The sequence below is a fragment of the Paenibacillus sp. NN59 genome (assembly GCF_057597225.1).
This window is the reverse complement of sequence record NZ_CP199678.1, coordinates 3,832,057-3,848,071: the sequence shown is the minus strand read 5'-3', so window position 1 is coordinate 3,848,071 and position 16,015 is coordinate 3,832,057. Positions and strand designations below refer to the sequence as shown.

15 protein-coding genes and 1 other annotated feature are annotated in these 16,015 nt (G+C 46.9%); of the genes, 11 read left to right on the top strand and 4 right to left on the bottom strand.

From position 1 onward, the window contains the following. Positions 1-15: 15 nt before the first annotated feature. The 3 genes from ACT89M_RS16935 (at position 16) to tyrS (ending at position 2,782) form a co-directional block, all read left to right on the top strand. Positions 16-465, top strand: coding sequence for an Imm63 family immunity protein (locus tag ACT89M_RS16935; protein ID WP_487344757.1), 450 nt, complete (start codon positions 16-18; stop codon positions 463-465). After that, positions 462-908: a DMP19 family protein gene (locus ACT89M_RS16930; protein ID WP_154890494.1), complete on the top strand. Its 447-nt coding sequence runs from the start codon at positions 462-464 to the stop codon at positions 906-908. The genes ACT89M_RS16935 and ACT89M_RS16930 overlap by 4 nt, the downstream gene beginning before the upstream one ends. Before the next feature lie 73 nt (positions 909-981). Continuing rightward, positions 982-1,224, top strand: a binding site (T-box leader). Positions 1,225-1,519: 295 nt separating this feature from the next. After that, a complete protein-coding gene (tyrS, locus tag ACT89M_RS16925) occupies positions 1,520-2,782 on the top strand; it encodes a tyrosine--tRNA ligase (protein WP_154957482.1) in 1,263 nt (420 codons plus the stop codon). Between the two features lie 99 nt (positions 2,783-2,881). Here the strand turns inward: tyrS and ACT89M_RS16920 are convergent, their stop codons facing one another. The 4 genes from ACT89M_RS16920 to ACT89M_RS16905 form a co-directional block, all read right to left on the bottom strand. After that, positions 2,882-3,163 carry a YxcD family protein gene (locus ACT89M_RS16920; RefSeq protein WP_090916857.1) on the bottom strand — a complete coding sequence of 94 codons (282 nt, stop codon included), beginning with the start codon at positions 3,161-3,163 and terminating at the stop codon, positions 2,882-2,884. A gap of 5 nt (positions 3,164-3,168) precedes the next feature. Next, positions 3,169-3,669, bottom strand: coding sequence for a hypothetical protein (locus tag ACT89M_RS16915; protein WP_090916855.1), 501 nt, complete (start codon positions 3,667-3,669; stop codon positions 3,169-3,171). 99 nt (positions 3,670-3,768) lie between these two features. Then, positions 3,769-4,335 (bottom strand): PadR family transcriptional regulator, encoded by a 567-nt coding sequence (locus tag ACT89M_RS16910; protein WP_090916853.1) that lies wholly within the window; start codon positions 4,333-4,335, stop codon positions 3,769-3,771. A gap of 174 nt (positions 4,336-4,509) precedes the next feature. Further along, positions 4,510-5,085, bottom strand: coding sequence for a beta-class carbonic anhydrase (locus ACT89M_RS16905; protein WP_090916851.1), 576 nt, complete (start codon positions 5,083-5,085; stop codon positions 4,510-4,512). Positions 5,086-5,309: 224 nt separating this feature from the next. Here ACT89M_RS16905 and ACT89M_RS16900 point away from each other — a divergent pair, with 224 nt between their 5' ends. The 8 genes from ACT89M_RS16900 (at position 5,310) to mutS (ending at position 15,997) form a co-directional block, all read left to right on the top strand. After that, positions 5,310-6,824, top strand: coding sequence for a carboxypeptidase M32 (locus ACT89M_RS16900; protein WP_253493827.1), 1,515 nt, complete (start codon positions 5,310-5,312; stop codon positions 6,822-6,824). 132 nt (positions 6,825-6,956) lie between these two features. Continuing rightward, the gene (locus tag ACT89M_RS16895) at positions 6,957-7,964 is read left to right on the top strand and encodes an ABC transporter substrate-binding protein (RefSeq protein WP_154890491.1); all 1,008 of its coding nucleotides are present in this window, start codon (positions 6,957-6,959) and stop codon (positions 7,962-7,964) included. Positions 7,965-7,970: 6 nt separating this feature from the next. Continuing rightward, positions 7,971-8,765 (top strand): ABC transporter ATP-binding protein, encoded by a 795-nt coding sequence (locus ACT89M_RS16890; RefSeq protein WP_090916844.1) that lies wholly within the window; start codon positions 7,971-7,973, stop codon positions 8,763-8,765. An 80-nt stretch (positions 8,766-8,845) separates the two neighbouring features. Then, positions 8,846-9,610 (top strand): ABC transporter permease, encoded by a 765-nt coding sequence (locus ACT89M_RS16885; protein ID WP_090917310.1) that lies wholly within the window; start codon positions 8,846-8,848, stop codon positions 9,608-9,610. A gap of 356 nt (positions 9,611-9,966) precedes the next feature. Then, positions 9,967-10,947: an aromatic acid exporter family protein gene (locus ACT89M_RS16880; RefSeq protein WP_090916842.1), complete on the top strand. Its 981-nt coding sequence runs from the start codon at positions 9,967-9,969 to the stop codon at positions 10,945-10,947. Positions 10,948-11,019: 72 nt separating this feature from the next. Beyond that, on the top strand, positions 11,020-11,580 hold the full coding sequence (locus ACT89M_RS16875; RefSeq protein WP_090916840.1) for an outer spore coat protein CotE: 561 nt from the start codon (positions 11,020-11,022) through the stop codon (positions 11,578-11,580). A gap of 216 nt (positions 11,581-11,796) precedes the next feature. Next, positions 11,797-13,047, top strand: a complete 1,251-nt coding sequence (locus ACT89M_RS16870; RefSeq protein WP_487344756.1) for a putative amidoligase domain-containing protein — start codon at positions 11,797-11,799, stop codon at positions 13,045-13,047. A gap of 202 nt (positions 13,048-13,249) precedes the next feature. Beyond that, on the top strand, positions 13,250-15,997 hold the full coding sequence (mutS, locus tag ACT89M_RS16865; RefSeq protein ID WP_487344755.1) for a DNA mismatch repair protein MutS: 2,748 nt from the start codon (positions 13,250-13,252) through the stop codon (positions 15,995-15,997). Positions 15,998-16,015: the final 18 nt, after the last annotated feature.

Below are 16,015 nucleotides of genomic sequence, written 5' to 3'. Positions count from 1 at the left end.
CCAAATGTGTTAAGCATGGAGGAGCTAGCCCAGCAACTCCTTGAATTGTTATCACGCACTTCTTACCCGATGGAACAGATGGAAAGTTATGTGACCCGATTGGGCGAGTCGTTCAAATGGGAAGGTGCACCCTATGTCGAAATAGGCGATGGACATTATATTGTTACAATCTATGAACGCGGTGTACCGTCCCTGATTAAAAAGCTGAAGCACGTGGAGGAGGTCCTCTACTGGTTGCTGGAAGATATGATTTTTACAGCCGCCCATGTAAGCCTGCTTAAGAAGTATGGTGTCGATAACGTTAACACCCATCTCGATTATACAAGTGAAGTGTGGCAAGAGATCGAAGACAACGTACGGGCAGCTTTTCGAAGAATCGGTGAACCATATTTAACTTGGCATCAAGAGGGTAAACGCCGGGAACTGGAAACGGTTCAACCCAGGAAGGGGAAATCTTCGATATGAGCGAACGGGACATTCAGGATGTGTGGTATGATTACGCACTGACTTTTGTGGAGAAAAAGAACCAGTCTGCGCAAGGATGGACTGCGCTTTCCCAGACGGAACAAGAGATTGCAGCGTTGTGGCTGTTTGAGGCAGATGTCTATAATGGTGGTTTTATACAATTCTTCTGCAACTGGGGAGAAGAGGCTTATAAGTTCGCATGCAAGGCACTTGAAACGATCGGGGCAAACCAGGTTCTGAGTAATGTGAAGCAGCAGTATGCTTGTTTTGAGCATTTGGAAAACGATTCTAGACTAACGGGGTTGTGGGACATCCCAAAATATCTGGAGACGGAGCAAGAAGAACGTTTGGATGAGCTGGACCAGCAACTCTGGAATAACGAAGATCAGGTTGCGGAGAAGGCTTACGCTCATTACCATGACGAGCTACGGATCAGGTTATAGTTTTGTTGATGATTTGAATACTTGCGCTTGCAATGTGCAGAACGTTTCGCTATACTGGCTATAATTAAATATATGAATTACGTTGATAGAGCGCAGTAGCGGCTTTGTCCCTGTTACAGAAAGTCAGGGGTTGATGGAACCTGATACATACAAGGGCTGCGAATTACACTCTGGAGTACTTGGGTAATGCCAAGCGGATGGGCAAACGATAACTTGCTGAAAGTGGTATGGATCGCTATTTCTTGAACATATGAATGTTCGGAGAGGTTGTCCATGCAATTTGGGTGGTACCACGGTTATTCTAATCGTCCCTGTGTCTGTGAAGACAAGGCGGCGATTTTTTTGTGTCCAAAATACCACTTGCAATGTTAGTTCCAGATAAGTTGAACTAATTTTACACTTTAACGGAGAGGACAGAAAAAACCTGAAAAAGCGAAGCGTTCGCCTTTATCACCGGATTTTCCCCTTTGGGAAAGGGAACCAAAAAATCTGGGGATAACAGCGATTGGAGGGTTATTCTGTCATCGAAGTGGACGGTGTAAATTCCTTGGTTCAACTTATATAGAACGTAAGTCATGACTGAATTTTGATGATGAAAAGGGGTTATTACAATGAACATTATTGACGAACTACAGTGGCGCGACGCCATTAATCAACAAACGGATGCGGAAGGGCTACGTGAACTGACGGAGACCAAAGCGATCTCCCTGTACTGCGGTGTAGACCCGACAGGTGACAGTATGCATATCGGACACTTGATTCCGTTTATGATGCTGAAACGTTTCCAATTGGCAGGGCACCGTCCGGTAATTCTTATAGGCGGCGCAACGGGTACGATTGGTGACCCGAGTGGTCGTCAGTCCGAACGTTCTTTGCAGACGTTGGAGCAAGTGCAAGAGAATGTAGACGCGTTAACGGCACAGATGAAAAAGTTGTTTGTTACCGAAGGTGACAATCAGGTTCGCATGGTTAACAACTATGACTGGACACATAAGATTAACGTTATCGAGTTCCTGCGTGACTACGGGAAAAACTTTAACCTGAACACCATGCTGGCAAAAGATGTCGTAGCAAGCCGTCTTGAAGGCGGAATTTCATTCACGGAATTCTCTTACCAGATTCTTCAATCACTAGATTACCTTCACCTGTTCCAAACGGAGGATGTACAACTACAGATTGGTGGATCTGACCAATGGGGTAATATTACGAGCGGTCTGGATCTGATTCGTAAAAAAGAAGGCTCAGAATCGAAAGCTTACGGCTTGACCATCCCACTGATGCTGAAGTCGGACGGTACGAAGTTTGGTAAAACAGCTGGTGGTGCGATCTGGCTTGATCCGAATAAAACGACACCGTTTGAATTCTACCAATTCTGGGCGAATACAGATGATCGGGATGTGATTAAATACTTGAAATACTTCACATTCCTGAGCAAAGAAGAAATCGAAGCCTTGGCTGAGAAAGTTGAAACAGAGCCGCATAAACGTGAAGCGCAGAAAGCCTTGGCAGAGGAAATGACCAAGTTCGTTCACGGCGAAGAGATGCTGGAGCAGGCAAAACGTATTACAGCAGCTTTGTTCAGCGGAGATATTCGTTCCCTGACAGCAGATGAGATCGAGCAGGGTTTCAAGGAAATGCCAACATACGAAACAGACGGTGAAGCTAAAAATATTGTAGACTGGCTTGTTGATCTTGGTTTGGAGCCTTCCAAACGCCAAGCTCGTGAGGATGTGACCAAGGGAGCCATCTCTATGAACGGCGAAAAAATAACCGAGCTTGAATTTACGGTATCTGCAGAGCACGCGATTGGCGGTAAATTTATCATCATCCGTAAAGGTAAAAAGAACTACAGCCTGGTTAAGCTTCAAGCATAGTTATTTGCAAGTCAAGCAACCAAAAAGACCGTCTCCCATGCTGTCAGATGACAGAGGGGAGACGGTCTTTTGTATAACAAGCTAGAAGCTAGCCGGATTTTAATGTTGATTGACAATCGCAGTAATCTCTTCATCCAGATCCAAGGTAACATCTTCACGATACGCACGAATGTTGTACTCGCTGTGCAAGTAGCGAAGAATTGCTTCGATCATGTTGGATTCTACCAGGAACTGACTGCGACCTTGAATCCAGACTTCTGCGGAATAACCTGTATCTTCTTCCCAGCTTAACTCCACATTTACGTCCGTAGGACGCACACCTTTACGCTCTGCCATGTGAATGCAAATTGCATTCACAATCTCATCCATACTTAGAACCATAGAGCTTAGTACCGTCCGTTTCTGTTACGATCATCATCACGATCGTCACGGCGGTCATAACGACCATCCGCAGCAGGCTTACGGCGATTTGTAATGGCTCTGAACAATGCCATAGCCAGCATAACAATCAACATAATTGCTGCTACGTTCACGAGCAATCCAAGAATGTTACCCAGTGCTCCCATACCGCCAAACAGTCCGCCGAACAACATACCTGCCAGACCACCCAGCATCATACCTTTCATGAAGCCGCCGCCACCGCCAAAGAATCCACCACGGTTATTTGCCGCTGCGCCAGTATTGGAATTGTTACGGGAATTGGACTGACTTACGTTATTGTCTGATTTCTTAGGGGTATTCGTGTAACTCTTCGTACCGGATTTGAACCCACCGCCGCCTCGTCTTGCATCAGCACTGTCCGGATTCGTAACACCAACCGTCGCGAACAGTAGTGTGAATGCCATGAAAACCATCATTAGATGTTTAATTCCGAATTTTTTCTTCATTGTATAGATCGTAACCCCCTGAATAAATTTGTTTAACTCCCCAAAATGGGCCTTACTCTAGTAATACGGGTCAACCTGCTGGAACGTTTCAAAATTAATTTAAATTTCTGAAATACTTGGACTCGGGTCTTGAATAGCCGCTTGACCATCGAGAAGCTGGGTGACCCAATGACACCATTCCAACCCCGTCTGGGCATGCATTAACCCTTTTTGCACCAAAATGTAACTTCCAAAATCCCGGTTGCCTACCCGAAGATTATCCTGCGGTATCCGTGATTTCAATTCTTCGAAATACCGTATACGTTCCATGAACCAGCTTTTCCGCTCATTCAGGATACGTCTCATGCTTCCATCTTCGGCAATACCTACACATAGAATGCGAAGATTAAATTCATCGCGCGTAACGGGCGCCGTAACCGGAGTAATCATCCACTCCAGTAACTTCTGAATGCCTTTTTCCGTAACTGCATACATTTTTTTGTCCGGTTTGTCAGACTGTTGTACCCAGCGGGAGGCGAGTAACTCTTCGTTTTCCATTTTGGACAGGAGCGGGTAGATCTGGCTGTGTTTGGCCTGCCAATGCGGCTGAATCTTCAGCATTAGATCATAACCGGAAGACTCCTCGCGGGTAAGCAGCCCGAGTAATCCGTAGGAAAGTATGTTCATGCACATGTCTCCTTAATATTAGGGCTGGGCCAACGAAACAACCCTTGTTTTGTTTCGTTGACCGCTTTCATAAAAGTGTACACTGAAACTGTATGGTTTGACAACCTGACAGGATAACTGCCTTAATTTAGACAAAAAAAAGTACGAACCAAGAAGGTCCGCACTCCAAACCATTTAGAGAGATGCCTGTTGTCCATACCCGTCAGCGACAAGATCAAGCTCGCCTGTGGCAGAGTCAATCACCATACCGTGAACAGGTACATTGGGAGGAAGTAATGGATGCTTTTTAATCACGTCCACAGTTCCTTTTACCCCTTCTTCAACACTATCAAACCCGCGCAGCCACTTTTGCAGACGAATGCCGGAATTTTCAAGCGTAGACATGACCTCTTCGGAAATTCCACGTTCTGTCATGTGACCAATCATTGTTTCGGCATGCAGGGAAGCCATACCACATTCTGTATGACCTACCACAAGCACCTCATCGGCGCCCAATTCATAGATAGCAACCAATACAGAACGCATAACACTACCAAAAGGTTGGGAGATAATTGCACCTGCATTTTTGATGATTTTTACATCGCCATTTTTCAGGTTCATCGCTTTCGGCAACATCTCTACAAGACGGGTATCCATACAAGTGATGATGACCATCTTTTTGGTTGGAAACTTGCTAGCCGTATACTTCTCGTATTCTTTAGTCTCGACAAATGATTTGTTGTAAGCCAAAATCTCTTGAATGTTGTTCATGTCCATTGCCTCCTGTTATCCAATACGACGAGCACGGCCATTTGCATGAGATGCAGCTTGTCCTACACGCCTTTGATTAATTAGAGCACCGCAGTCAGTAGACCGCGCTATCCCTATTTTAGAAGCATAATGCATTATACTTCTGTCAAAAGTTGATTATACGCAATGCAAAAAGTATCATCAATAGGGTGTACAAATTTTTTTTGAAGAGGTGAACGGTAACCATGGACAAACAAACACAGCAACATTTGCAATCTTTCCTTATTCTGGCCCGTAAAATAAAAAGTTATCACGAAGCCATTGGTTTGCTTCACTGGGATTTACGCACAGGAGCACCGAAAAAAGGCGTTCCAACTCGCTCCGAGACGCTGGGATTGCTCTCTACTGAGGCATTCAAACTGCAAACCTCCGCTGAGATGAAAACTTATCTAGATACGTTGACTGAGCCGGATGTGCTGGAGCAACTCGAAGACACCGACCGCCGCCAAGTGGAGGAGTGCAAGAAGGAGTATGATCGCAGTCAGTCGGTTCCACCTGAGAAAGTTCAAGCCTATACCGTACTTACTGCCAAATCCGAGACGGCTTGGGAAGATGCCAAACATAACAGTGACTATGCCGGATTCTCACCATATCTCACCGACATCGTGAAACTTAAACAGGAGTTTATTGACTATTGGGGTGTCAAGGATACAAGGTATGATACACTACTGGACATGTACGAACCCGGATTGACTGTGGAAAAGGTAGATGCTGTATTCGCCCGCCTCAAAGCGCGTCTCGTTCCACTACAAGAGAAAATCAATGCGGCTGAGAATAAGCCTAATACTGATTTTCTGAATCAAATTTTTGACACCAAACAGCAGGAGAAGTTCAGTCTGTTTATTCTGGAACAGATGGGATACGACTTTGAAGCAGGCCGTCTTGACGAAAGTGTGCATCCATTTGCTACAGGTTTGAATCCCGGTGACGTTCGAATAACGACTAACTATTTACAGGATGATGTAACCAGTGCGATCTTTAGTTCTCTGCACGAAGGCGGGCACGCACTATATGAGCAAAATATTGATGAGAGTCTTGCCGGTACGCTTCTTGCCGAAGGCACATCGATGGGTATCCACGAATCTCAATCCCGTCTTTGGGAAAATATGATCGGACGCAGTCTACCTTTCTGGACACGTTATTATAAAGATCTACAGCAACATTTCCCGCAACTGAGCGAAGTGAAGCTGGAAGATTTCTACCGTGCAATAAACCGGGTGGAGAGTTCTCTGATCCGGATTGAAGCAGACGAGCTGACTTACAATCTGCATATCATTATTCGATATGAGATTGAGAAAATGCTTTATAATGAAGGGTTGGAAGTGAAGGATCTGCCAGAAACATGGAATAAAAAATACAAGGAATACCTCGGAATTCTGCCAACCAACGATGGTGAGGGTGTGCTTCAGGATGTACACTGGTCCGGTGGAGATTTCGGTTATTTTGCTTCTTATTCTTTAGGCAATATGTATGCTGCACAGATTATGCATACGTTACGTCGGGAGATGCCGGAGCTGGATCGTCTGATTGAAGAAGGGAATCTGATTCCAATCAAAGAGTGGCTTACAGACAAGATTTATCGCTACGGTAAGAGCCGCACCCCTTCCGAACTAATAGTTGCAGTGACAGGTGAAGAACTGAATCCGGATTATTTGGCAGACTATTTGGAAGCCAAGTATGCTGAGATTTATAAATTATAAAGCGTCTGAATGAAGGTCAGCCAGAAAATTCTGGTTGACCTTTTTTTGTGTGCAAGTTCTTAACCTTTTACTGGGCCTCGGCATATTCATAGTAAAGAGAAACTGCTGAACTCAGAAAAGGAGGGAAATCGAATGAAATATACGCCATGGTTTGTCCGGGGGATTGTAATTGTGTTGATTCTCATTGTAGCGCTGACGAGCTGCAATAAGGAAGAGAATGAAGCCAAGATTACGATTGGTGAAGTGACTCGTTCTGTATTTTATGCACCGGAATATGTAGCCGCGGCTCAAGGTTTTTTTGCAGAAGAAGGGATTGAAGTGGATATCCAAACAACGGCTGGTGGAGATAAAACGATGGCGGCATTGCTCGCAGGTTCGGTAGATATTGCACTGGTTGGTGCAGAAACATCCATCTATGTCTATCAACAAGGGGCAGAAGACCCGGTCATTAACTTTGCTCAGCTCACGCAGACCGACGGAACGTTTTTATTCGCACGAAATGCACAGGACAGCTTTGATTGGGAACAATTGAGGCAAAGTGTATTTCTCGGACAGCGCAAGGGTGGCATGCCGCAAATGGCCGGGGAGTTTGTTTTAAACAAACATGGCATTAACCCGTCAAGTGATCTGGAATTGATTCAGAATGTGGATTTCGCGAATATTGCTTCTGCCTTTGCTTCAGGCACAGGGGATTATGTACAGCTATTTGAACCGCAGGCATCGATCTTTGAACAGGAGGGCCGGGGTAAAGTGGTGGCATCGTTCGGAACGGAAAGCGGGCATCTGCCTTATACGGTTTTTATGACCAAACAAAGTTATCTGAATGAAAACAAAGAACTTGTACAAAAATTCACGAATGCATTGCACAAGGCTCAACTTTGGGTAGATTCTCATACAGCGGAGGAGATTGCACAAGTGATCACCCCATTTTTCAAAGACATTGATCCAGCGATTCTGACCAGCAGCGTAAGCCGGTATAAGGAACAAGGCACGTATGCCACAGATCCGATCATTGATGGCGATGAGTGGAACAATCTGCTGAATGTCATGAGCGCTGCCGGAGAATTAAAAGAGCGGGTTGAATTGAACACCATTGTTGATCCGTCTTTTGCAGAACAGGCGCTCCAGGGAAGGAAGTGAGGAGCAATGCCTGATTCCGGGAACGTGATTCGACTGGACAATATTTCTCAAGTGTATGTCAGTGAACGCGAAGCATCACTCGTCATCGAGGATTTGAATCTGGAGATCAAACAAGGAGAGTTCGTCAGTCTGGTGGGACCAAGTGGTTGCGGAAAAACAACGCTATTGTCGATCATCGCCGGACTGCTAAAACCCACCCGGGGAAAGGTTGAAGTCGAAGGCAAGCATGTTCAAGGTCCCTCTGCCAATATGGGTTATATGTTGCAACAGGACTATCTGTTCCCCTGGCGGACGATTCTGGATAATGCACTGATTGGGCTTGAGTTGACAGGAAATCTGGACGCACAGAGCAGAGAGCGTACCCGTGAACTTCTCGTTAGTATGGGACTTGGCGGGACAGAAGAGCAGTACCCCTCTGAATTGTCGGGTGGCATGAGGCAACGGGTAGCCCTCGTTCGAACATTGGCCACAGACCCTGCGATACTCTTGCTTGATGAGCCGTTCTCGGCCTTGGATTATCAAACCAAACTACAACTGGAAGATCTTGTATCGGATACGTTAAAACAGTATGGCAAAACTTCCGTGCTGGTCACACACGATTTGTCTGAAGCTATTGCAGTCAGCGACCGGGTCATCGTACTTGACCGCAACCCCGGACGCATTCGGCGTGAATTCGATATTCCTGAACAGATTCGGCTGGCACAGCCTTTCCATGCAAGGGAGCAGGCAGGCTTTAATGAGTTGTTCCAGTCACTCTGGGATGAACTTGTTCAGTCTGGAGGAGGTGAGAAAGATACGTGAGTCAGAAAATTCCAGATCAAGGAAAGCAGGAAGTACGTGAAATTTGGCTGGAAGAACTCCATCGTGACCATCATCGTAGGATGGTTAGATGGCGGCAACATATTTTTGCGGTTCAGCTGTCCATGTTAGTCGCTATGTTTTTACTCTGGGAGCTGGCGGGCAGATTACGGTGGATTGATGTATTGCTCTTCAGTTATCCGAGTAAAATCTTTGCTCAGATTGGCAAGGATGTCGTCAGCGGCGAAATATGGGCACATGTCGGGGTAACCGTAGGTGAAACGGTCGTTGGATTTTTACTGGGGACACTTGTCGGAACGTTGCTTGCTGTTCTGATCTGGTGGTCTCCTTTTTTGTCCAAAGTGCTCGATCCTTATATGGTTGTGTTCAACAGCATGCCTAAGGTCGCGCTCGGTCCGATTTTTATCGTTATGTTCGGGGCAGGATTTACAGCCATTGTGATGACAACCCTCTCTATTACGGTCATCATTACAACGCTCGTTGTGTACAACAGCTTTAATGAAGTGGATCCCAATTATGTGAAGGTTATTCGCACGTTTGGCGGTGAACGATCTGAAATTTTTGCCAAAGTTGTGTTTCCTGCTTCATTCCCCACAATTGTATCTACGTTAAAAGTCAATGTGGGTATGGCCTGGGTTGGGGTCATCGTCGGTGAGTTTTTGGTCGCCAAACAGGGTCTGGGATATTTAATCATCTACGGATTCCAGGTGTTCAACTTCACACTTGTGTTATCAAGCCTGCTCATTATTGCAGTCGTAGCTACCGCTATGTATCAACTGGTTGTATATGCAGAACGCAAGTTACTATCGTCTGGTCGTAGATCATAGCTCGAAAATGAAAAGTGACTGACAGAGCCATTTTACAAGTATTCATCATATGTATACAATTTCACAAGAGGTGTCACGTTGCCCCCAATTGTAAAATCAAGTAGGATATTTGATGGAAGGAAAACCTTCATGCCGGGCAGAAACACATGGGATGAGTATAGGTCGGTTAGAGGTTTAGACTCTTTCGGTTATCGCAATTGAAAGGGCAGTGTTTCTTCTTCGTGGCATGTTTCTGTGACCGGCATGTGTTGTGCATGCCGGTTGATGTCGTCTAGTTTGTAACCGGTTGAGTCATACTAAACAGGGGACATATGGGCCGCGAACTTTTGTACAGCTTAGAGGAGATGGAATGTTAAATGGGGTTTAGAGTCATTAAAACGGCAATCGCAGCGCTGATGGCTGTACTGATAGCGGACTGGTGCCGGCTGCCAGGACCAACGTCAGCAGGCTTGCTTGCGATTCTGGGTGTGGATGTTACACGAAAAAGGAGTATTCGAACGATATCGGCACGTTTTTTTGCATCCGTGGTTGGCCTTTTGTTTGCAAGTGTACTTTTTCACTTTCTCGGCTTCCATTATTGGGTGTTGGGCGTATACATACTCACGGCTTTTCCGGTGATTGTTCGGGTGGGCTTTAAGGAAGGTATTGTGACAGGTTCAGTCGTGGTGTTTCGGGTATTTAGCGGTGGAGAGATGGATGTGCATGTCATTCTTGTACAGATTGCGCTGCTCTTGATCGGCCTTGGTTCAGCGATGGTCGTGAACCTGGCGTATATGCCGGCGGCTGATCCACAGATGTTCCGGATACGCAAACGGATTGACGAATTGTTCTCGAAAATTTTCCGGGAGTTCGCCACAACTTTGCGTAACCCCAATGAAGTATGGGCGGGCAAAGAATTAATTGAAGCGGATAAAGCCGTACTCGGCGGAATTGAAGCGGCCAAACGTTCACTGGAGAATCAGGTCATTCATCCAAATGAAGGCTGGAGCGTATACTTTTATATGCGTAAAACCCAGCTGGATTCCATACAGCACATGATGCATCTTGTATCCCAGGTCTATCAGAAAATGCCTCATGCCGAGATGGTAGCGGAGCTGTTCGATCAGCTCAGTCAGGACGTGTTGACCGAATCGTACACGGGACGAACGGAAAAGTTGCTTGCTGATGTGCAGGAAGAATTCAGACAAATGGAGTTGCCGGATACAAGGGAAGAATTCGAGATGCGTTCCGCTATTCTCCAGCTGTGCCGGGAGCTCTCCATGTATCTGAAAATCGCCAAGAAGGACAAAGCGCCTTCTCCAATCTCAGACCGCTCGCAATCTGTAAACGAATCATAGAAAATAGTTGTCACCCTAGACGGATGTCCTGCATACACTTGTAGTGAATGATTGTATGGAGGAGGTTTAAAGATGTCATTGAGTCATAAACATCAATGTAGAGAGATTATCACGAAGGCGATCTGCGGCAAAGGTCGTAAGTTCTCTACCGTAACACATACCGTGACTCCGCCCAATGGTCCGACCAGCATTTTGGGGGCTTGGATTATCAACCACCAGTATGAAGCCGTATCAGCGGGGGACGGGATTGAAGTTATTGGTACTTACGATATCAACATTTGGTATTCCTACGACAAAAATTCACAGACAGATGTAGCTAAAGAAACGGTATCGTATGTAGAACATGTACCTTTGTCCTATCTAGACCCGAAACACCGGACTTCCACTGTAGAGGTATCTGCGGATGCAACGCAGGAGCCTAGCTGTGTGGAAGCCACAGTGTCCTCGGGGGGCGGCAGCGTAATTATCCGGGTTGAGCGGGAATTCGCTGTAGAGCTTGTGGCTGAAACGAAAGTCTGTGTCAAGGTATGCACGGATGGCTGCGGTGATTACGAAGACAAGGATTATGACTATGGCAGCGCGGATGGAGACTATGATGATCTCGATCCAGACCTGCTGGATGATGAGTTGTAAATCGCTCATTCGAAAAGGGAAAGTGAATGTTCATAACCTAAGGTATCATATGCACCATAAGGTGCGGCGAAGAGGGCGTAAGCCCTCTTTCTTTCATAAAGTACAAAAAATGGGTTGTGACGAGCCTGATTATGTGCCTGAAGAGTTTAACGGGAAGGCTCCGCAGCTGCGGGGTCTTTTTTTGATAAGCAAGAACATGGCGAAGGGAGGGACGGAATGGACTTCATGGAAGAAGCCGAAAAGGGTGTTCAAGCTTATACACATCTGGGCGCTGGCGAACGGATAACGCGTTTAAAACAGGCAGGGATCGAAGTGCTGTCCATGAGTGAGCAACGTAAGCGGGAAGCTGGACTCCGTGTGCGGTATGATGTGCATATCAGCTGCCTTCAGGCCATTCGGATTATACGCAGAGACACGAGCGGAATGGGAGCGAGACAGGAAAGCGAACTGGACCGTGAAGCGTCATCATCTGTTTATAAACGGGTAGAGCGCCTTGCGATCAAGACATTGTATACATTAGGTCTAGATCATGGGGCTGTCCGTTTGGAAGCTTCAGGTAATGGCGGGTGTGCAGTCATTTCGGTTAATCCCGACCCGTGGAAAGGTGTGACAGACCTTGCTCTGCTTTATAGGGAAAGCTGGCAGCAACATCAGACGTTATTGAACCAGGAGCGGCACGAGAACCGGGTTCCTGTGCTCGGCATGGACCCTGAGTTTCTACTGGTGCAGATGCCTGAGTCCAAAATTGTACCTGCTTCTCGTTTTCTTGAACGCACGGGTATCGCAGGCTGTGATTCAGTAACGATTGGTGGCAGACGGGTGTACCCCGTTGCCGAGCTTCGTCCAGCTCCGAGTGCAGAACCGCGTGAGTTGTTGTCGCATTTATTGCGAGCCTTTGCGGTTGCCTCACGCAGCATAAGTGACTCCTCTTTGATCTGGCAGGCAGGTGGAATGCCGCAACGAGGATTGCCGCTAGGTGGCCACATTCATTTTAGTCGCTTGCATCTAACGGGGGGATTACTCCGTGCTCTGGATAATTATTTGGCACTACCACTGGCAGTGTTGCAAGATCCACGCGGATCAGGAAGAAGACCAAGGTACGGAACGTTAGGCGACTTTCGTCTGAAAGCCTATGGTGGATTCGAATATCGGACACTGCCGAGTTTTCTTGTTTCGCCGGTTGTTGCTAAAGGGGTTGTTGCTCTTGCAGGTCTGATTGCATGCCACTACGATCTGTTAAAACAGCGTCCTTTAGCAGAGGAGAAGGTTCATTCCGCGTTTTACGAAGGACAGCGTCATGTCATGATGACCTGTATCCCGTCACTGATGGACGATCTGAAACAGTTACCCGGATACGCTAGGTATGAACGATATGCTGCGCCTCTCATGAGGCAATTCAAACGGGGGCATACCTGGGATGAGAGCCGGGATATTCGTAAACTTTGGAATATTCGGGCAGGCTCATGAAGAAGCGTCATTTTTTTGTTATAATGAAATATAGGACTTTTAATACGTTAAGATACGGAAGATATGAAGCAGTAAGCCCATGAAGGAACAGGCGGATAGCCGAACATAAGGCGGAGGTGCGCGATCTTGGTGCCTGACCGCCTTATTGCCTTCCAGGGAACTTTCTTCCTGACATCATAGGAACGGATGGTGGATCGATATCATGGCTCAGTACACGCCAATGATTCAACAATATTTGCAAGTGAAATCCGAAGCACAGGATGCATTTCTTTTTTTCAGATTAGGTGATTTCTACGAAATGTTCTTCGATGACGCAATCAATGCTGCAAGAGAACTGGAGATCACGTTAACAGCACGCAACGGAGGCACAGACGACAAAATTCCGATGTGTGGCGTGCCCTATCATTCGGCGGAAAATTACATACAGCGTCTGATTGAGAAAGGGTATAAAGTAGCTATCTGCGAGCAGATGGAAGATCCGACAGTAACCAAAGGCATGGTACGCCGCGAGATTGTCCGTGTCGTTACACCCGGAACGGTGATGGAAGGAAAGACGCTGGGGGACAAGTCTAACAACTACATGGTATGTCTAACCGGTAACCAAAACACGCTCGCTCTTGCTGCCTGTGACCTCTCTACAGGAGAACTGTACGTCACATCAGTTCCATACTCCAAGGAGTGGCTTAAGGACGAAATTGGCATCTATGAGCCGTCTGAACTTGTTGGAGATGAAGCCCTGCTGGAGCTCGTAGAATCCGAATCATCTCCAATCGGCCGTCCGGTAGTCTATACCGCATGGACTAAAAGCAAGGAAGACCTCGTGCGTCAGCAGTTTGGCGAGTCGGTATGGGCAAGGCTGGAGCCGGAGCGTCAAGCATGTGTAGCGCGTCTTTTCTCGTATCTAAGCGAAACGCAGAAGCGCTCGCTCGGACAATTGACACAAATCTCTACGTATGAGCCGGATCATTATATGATTCTTGATCCGTTTACACGCCGTAATCTGGAGCTTGTAGAAACGGTGCGAGAACGTTCGAAGAAAGGCTCCCTGCTGTGGTTGCTGGATCGCACGGAGACGTCCATGGGCGCCCGCATGATGCGGCGCTGGGTGGATAAACCTCTTTTGCAAAAAGGAAAGATCAATGAAAGACTGGAAGCAGTAGATACCTTGTATAACCAGTTTATTCTTCGTGAGGATCTGCGAGCTGAGCTGAAAGACATCTATGACTTGGAACGTCTGGTGGGACGAATTGCTTTTGGGAATGCGAATGGTCGTGACCTGAACGCGCTCAAATCGTCACTGGACAAAATTCCGAGTCTGCGCCACCACTGCGCGGCATCTTCGTCTGTAACGCTCCAGCATATCGCTGAAATGATGGATGATTGCGCTGATTTGCGTGATGCGATTGGACAGGCTATCGTGGATGAACCGCCCGTGTCGGTTAAAGATGGGGGCTTGATCCGCGAAGGATACCACGCCCGTCTGGATGAGCTTCGGGAAGCTTCGGTGAATGGTAAACAGTGGATTGCCGAGCTGGAAGCAAGAGAACGTGAAGCAACGGGCATCCGCTCGCTGAAAATCGGGTACAACAAGGTGTTCGGTTATTATATTGAAATCACTAAATCGAATCTTGCTTCACTTCCTGAAGGACGGTATGAGCGTAAACAAACACTTGCGAACGCTGAACGATATATTACACCTGAACTGAAAGAGAAGGAGACACTCATTCTTGAAGCTCAGGACAAAATGGTCGATATCGAGTACGGTCTGTTTGCAGAGCTACGTGAACGTCTTAATCAAGAGATTGCACGTCTACAAAAGCTTGCTGAGCAAGTGGCTGAAATTGACGTATATCAATCGTTTGCAGTGATTAGTGCAGAGCGTAACTTTGTGCGTCCCGTATTGACGGATGGATATAATCTGGTCGTCGAGCAAGGACGGCATCCGGTCGTGGAGGCCGTCATGCGTGATGGGGCGTTTATTGCAAACCATACTGCGATGACTGAGGAGGAGGCACGTATTCTGCTGATTACCGGACCGAATATGGCTGGTAAAAGTACGTACATGAGACAAGTTGCACTCATCTCGATTCTGGCGCAGATTGGTTGTTTTGTCCCTGCTGGTCAAGCTGAAGTTCCGATCATGGATCGTATCTTCACACGGATCGGTGCTGCTGATGATCTGATCGGTGGTCAGAGTACGTTTATGGTGGAGATGGCCGATATTCAGGTCATGACCGAAAAAGCAACGCCGCGCAGTCTCATCATCATCGATGAGTTGGGCCGAGGGACTTCCACCAGTGAAGGCATGGCGATAGCACAATCGGTCATTGAATATGTACATGACGTGATCGGCTGTAAAGCTCTTGTATCCACCCACTTTCATGAGCTGGCTCATCTGGAGGAAAGTCTGGACAAGCTGGCAAATTATTCGATGGCAGTTCAGGAGAGCGGTGACAAAGTAAACTTCCTGCGCAAGTTGATTGCGGGTGCGGCAAGTAGCAGTTACGGCATCTATTGTGCAAGGCTTGCGGGTCTCCCTGATAGCATTATTGAGCGTGCTAATGGACTACTGCATGGTTTCGAACAAGCAGCCTCACAGGTAGCGGTTGGCAGTGAGTTTGTGAGTGAGAACAGAGCGTCATCCGAACAGTTGGCAAAGGTGCAAGCGGCGACTCGTTTGGAGTCATCGAACGTTGCGGAGGAGTCGTTCATTCGGGAGGAAAGCCCGAAGAATCTATCCAAACAGGGACAGCAGGAGGTTGTACAGCTGTCGATCTTCGACGACGAGCAGTCAGCAACTGTGCAACCTACAAAAACAGTTATAGTTGAAGATAAACCTGCACGCGAACTGATCCGTCATATGAAAGAAATTGATGTGATGAACATGACGCCTTTGCAGGCGATGCAAATCTTGAATGAACTTAAATTAAAGGCACAGCAATTATCCTGATTAACCGGGAGGAGGAGA

Excerpts from the sequence above, each read along its gene's own strand:
- ACT89M_RS16935 (WP_487344757.1), top strand. The coding sequence starts at position 16 with ATGGAGGAGCTAGCCCAGCAACTCCTTGAATTGTTATCACGCACTTCT.
- ACT89M_RS16930 (WP_154890494.1), top strand. The coding sequence starts at position 462 with ATGAGCGAACGGGACATTCAGGATGTGTGGTATGATTACGCACTGACT.
- tyrS (WP_154957482.1), top strand. The coding sequence starts at position 1,520 with ATGAACATTATTGACGAACTACAGTGGCGCGACGCCATTAATCAACAA.
- ACT89M_RS16920 (WP_090916857.1), bottom strand. The coding sequence starts at position 3,163 with ATGGTTCTAAGTATGGATGAGATTGTGAATGCAATTTGCATTCACATG.
- ACT89M_RS16915 (WP_090916855.1), bottom strand. The coding sequence starts at position 3,669 with ATGAAGAAAAAATTCGGAATTAAACATCTAATGATGGTTTTCATGGCA.
- ACT89M_RS16910 (WP_090916853.1), bottom strand. The coding sequence starts at position 4,335 with ATGAACATACTTTCCTACGGATTACTCGGGCTGCTTACCCGCGAGGAG.
- ACT89M_RS16905 (WP_090916851.1), bottom strand. The coding sequence starts at position 5,085 with ATGAACAACATTCAAGAGATTTTGGCTTACAACAAATCATTTGTCGAG.
- ACT89M_RS16900 (WP_253493827.1), top strand. The coding sequence starts at position 5,310 with ATGGACAAACAAACACAGCAACATTTGCAATCTTTCCTTATTCTGGCC.
- ACT89M_RS16895 (WP_154890491.1), top strand. The coding sequence starts at position 6,957 with ATGAAATATACGCCATGGTTTGTCCGGGGGATTGTAATTGTGTTGATT.
- ACT89M_RS16890 (WP_090916844.1), top strand. The coding sequence starts at position 7,971 with ATGCCTGATTCCGGGAACGTGATTCGACTGGACAATATTTCTCAAGTG.
- ACT89M_RS16885 (WP_090917310.1), top strand. The coding sequence starts at position 8,846 with ATGGTTAGATGGCGGCAACATATTTTTGCGGTTCAGCTGTCCATGTTA.
- ACT89M_RS16880 (WP_090916842.1), top strand. The coding sequence starts at position 9,967 with ATGGGGTTTAGAGTCATTAAAACGGCAATCGCAGCGCTGATGGCTGTA.
- ACT89M_RS16875 (WP_090916840.1), top strand. The coding sequence starts at position 11,020 with ATGTCATTGAGTCATAAACATCAATGTAGAGAGATTATCACGAAGGCG.
- ACT89M_RS16870 (WP_487344756.1), top strand. The coding sequence starts at position 11,797 with ATGGACTTCATGGAAGAAGCCGAAAAGGGTGTTCAAGCTTATACACAT.
- mutS (WP_487344755.1), top strand. The coding sequence starts at position 13,250 with ATGGCTCAGTACACGCCAATGATTCAACAATATTTGCAAGTGAAATCC.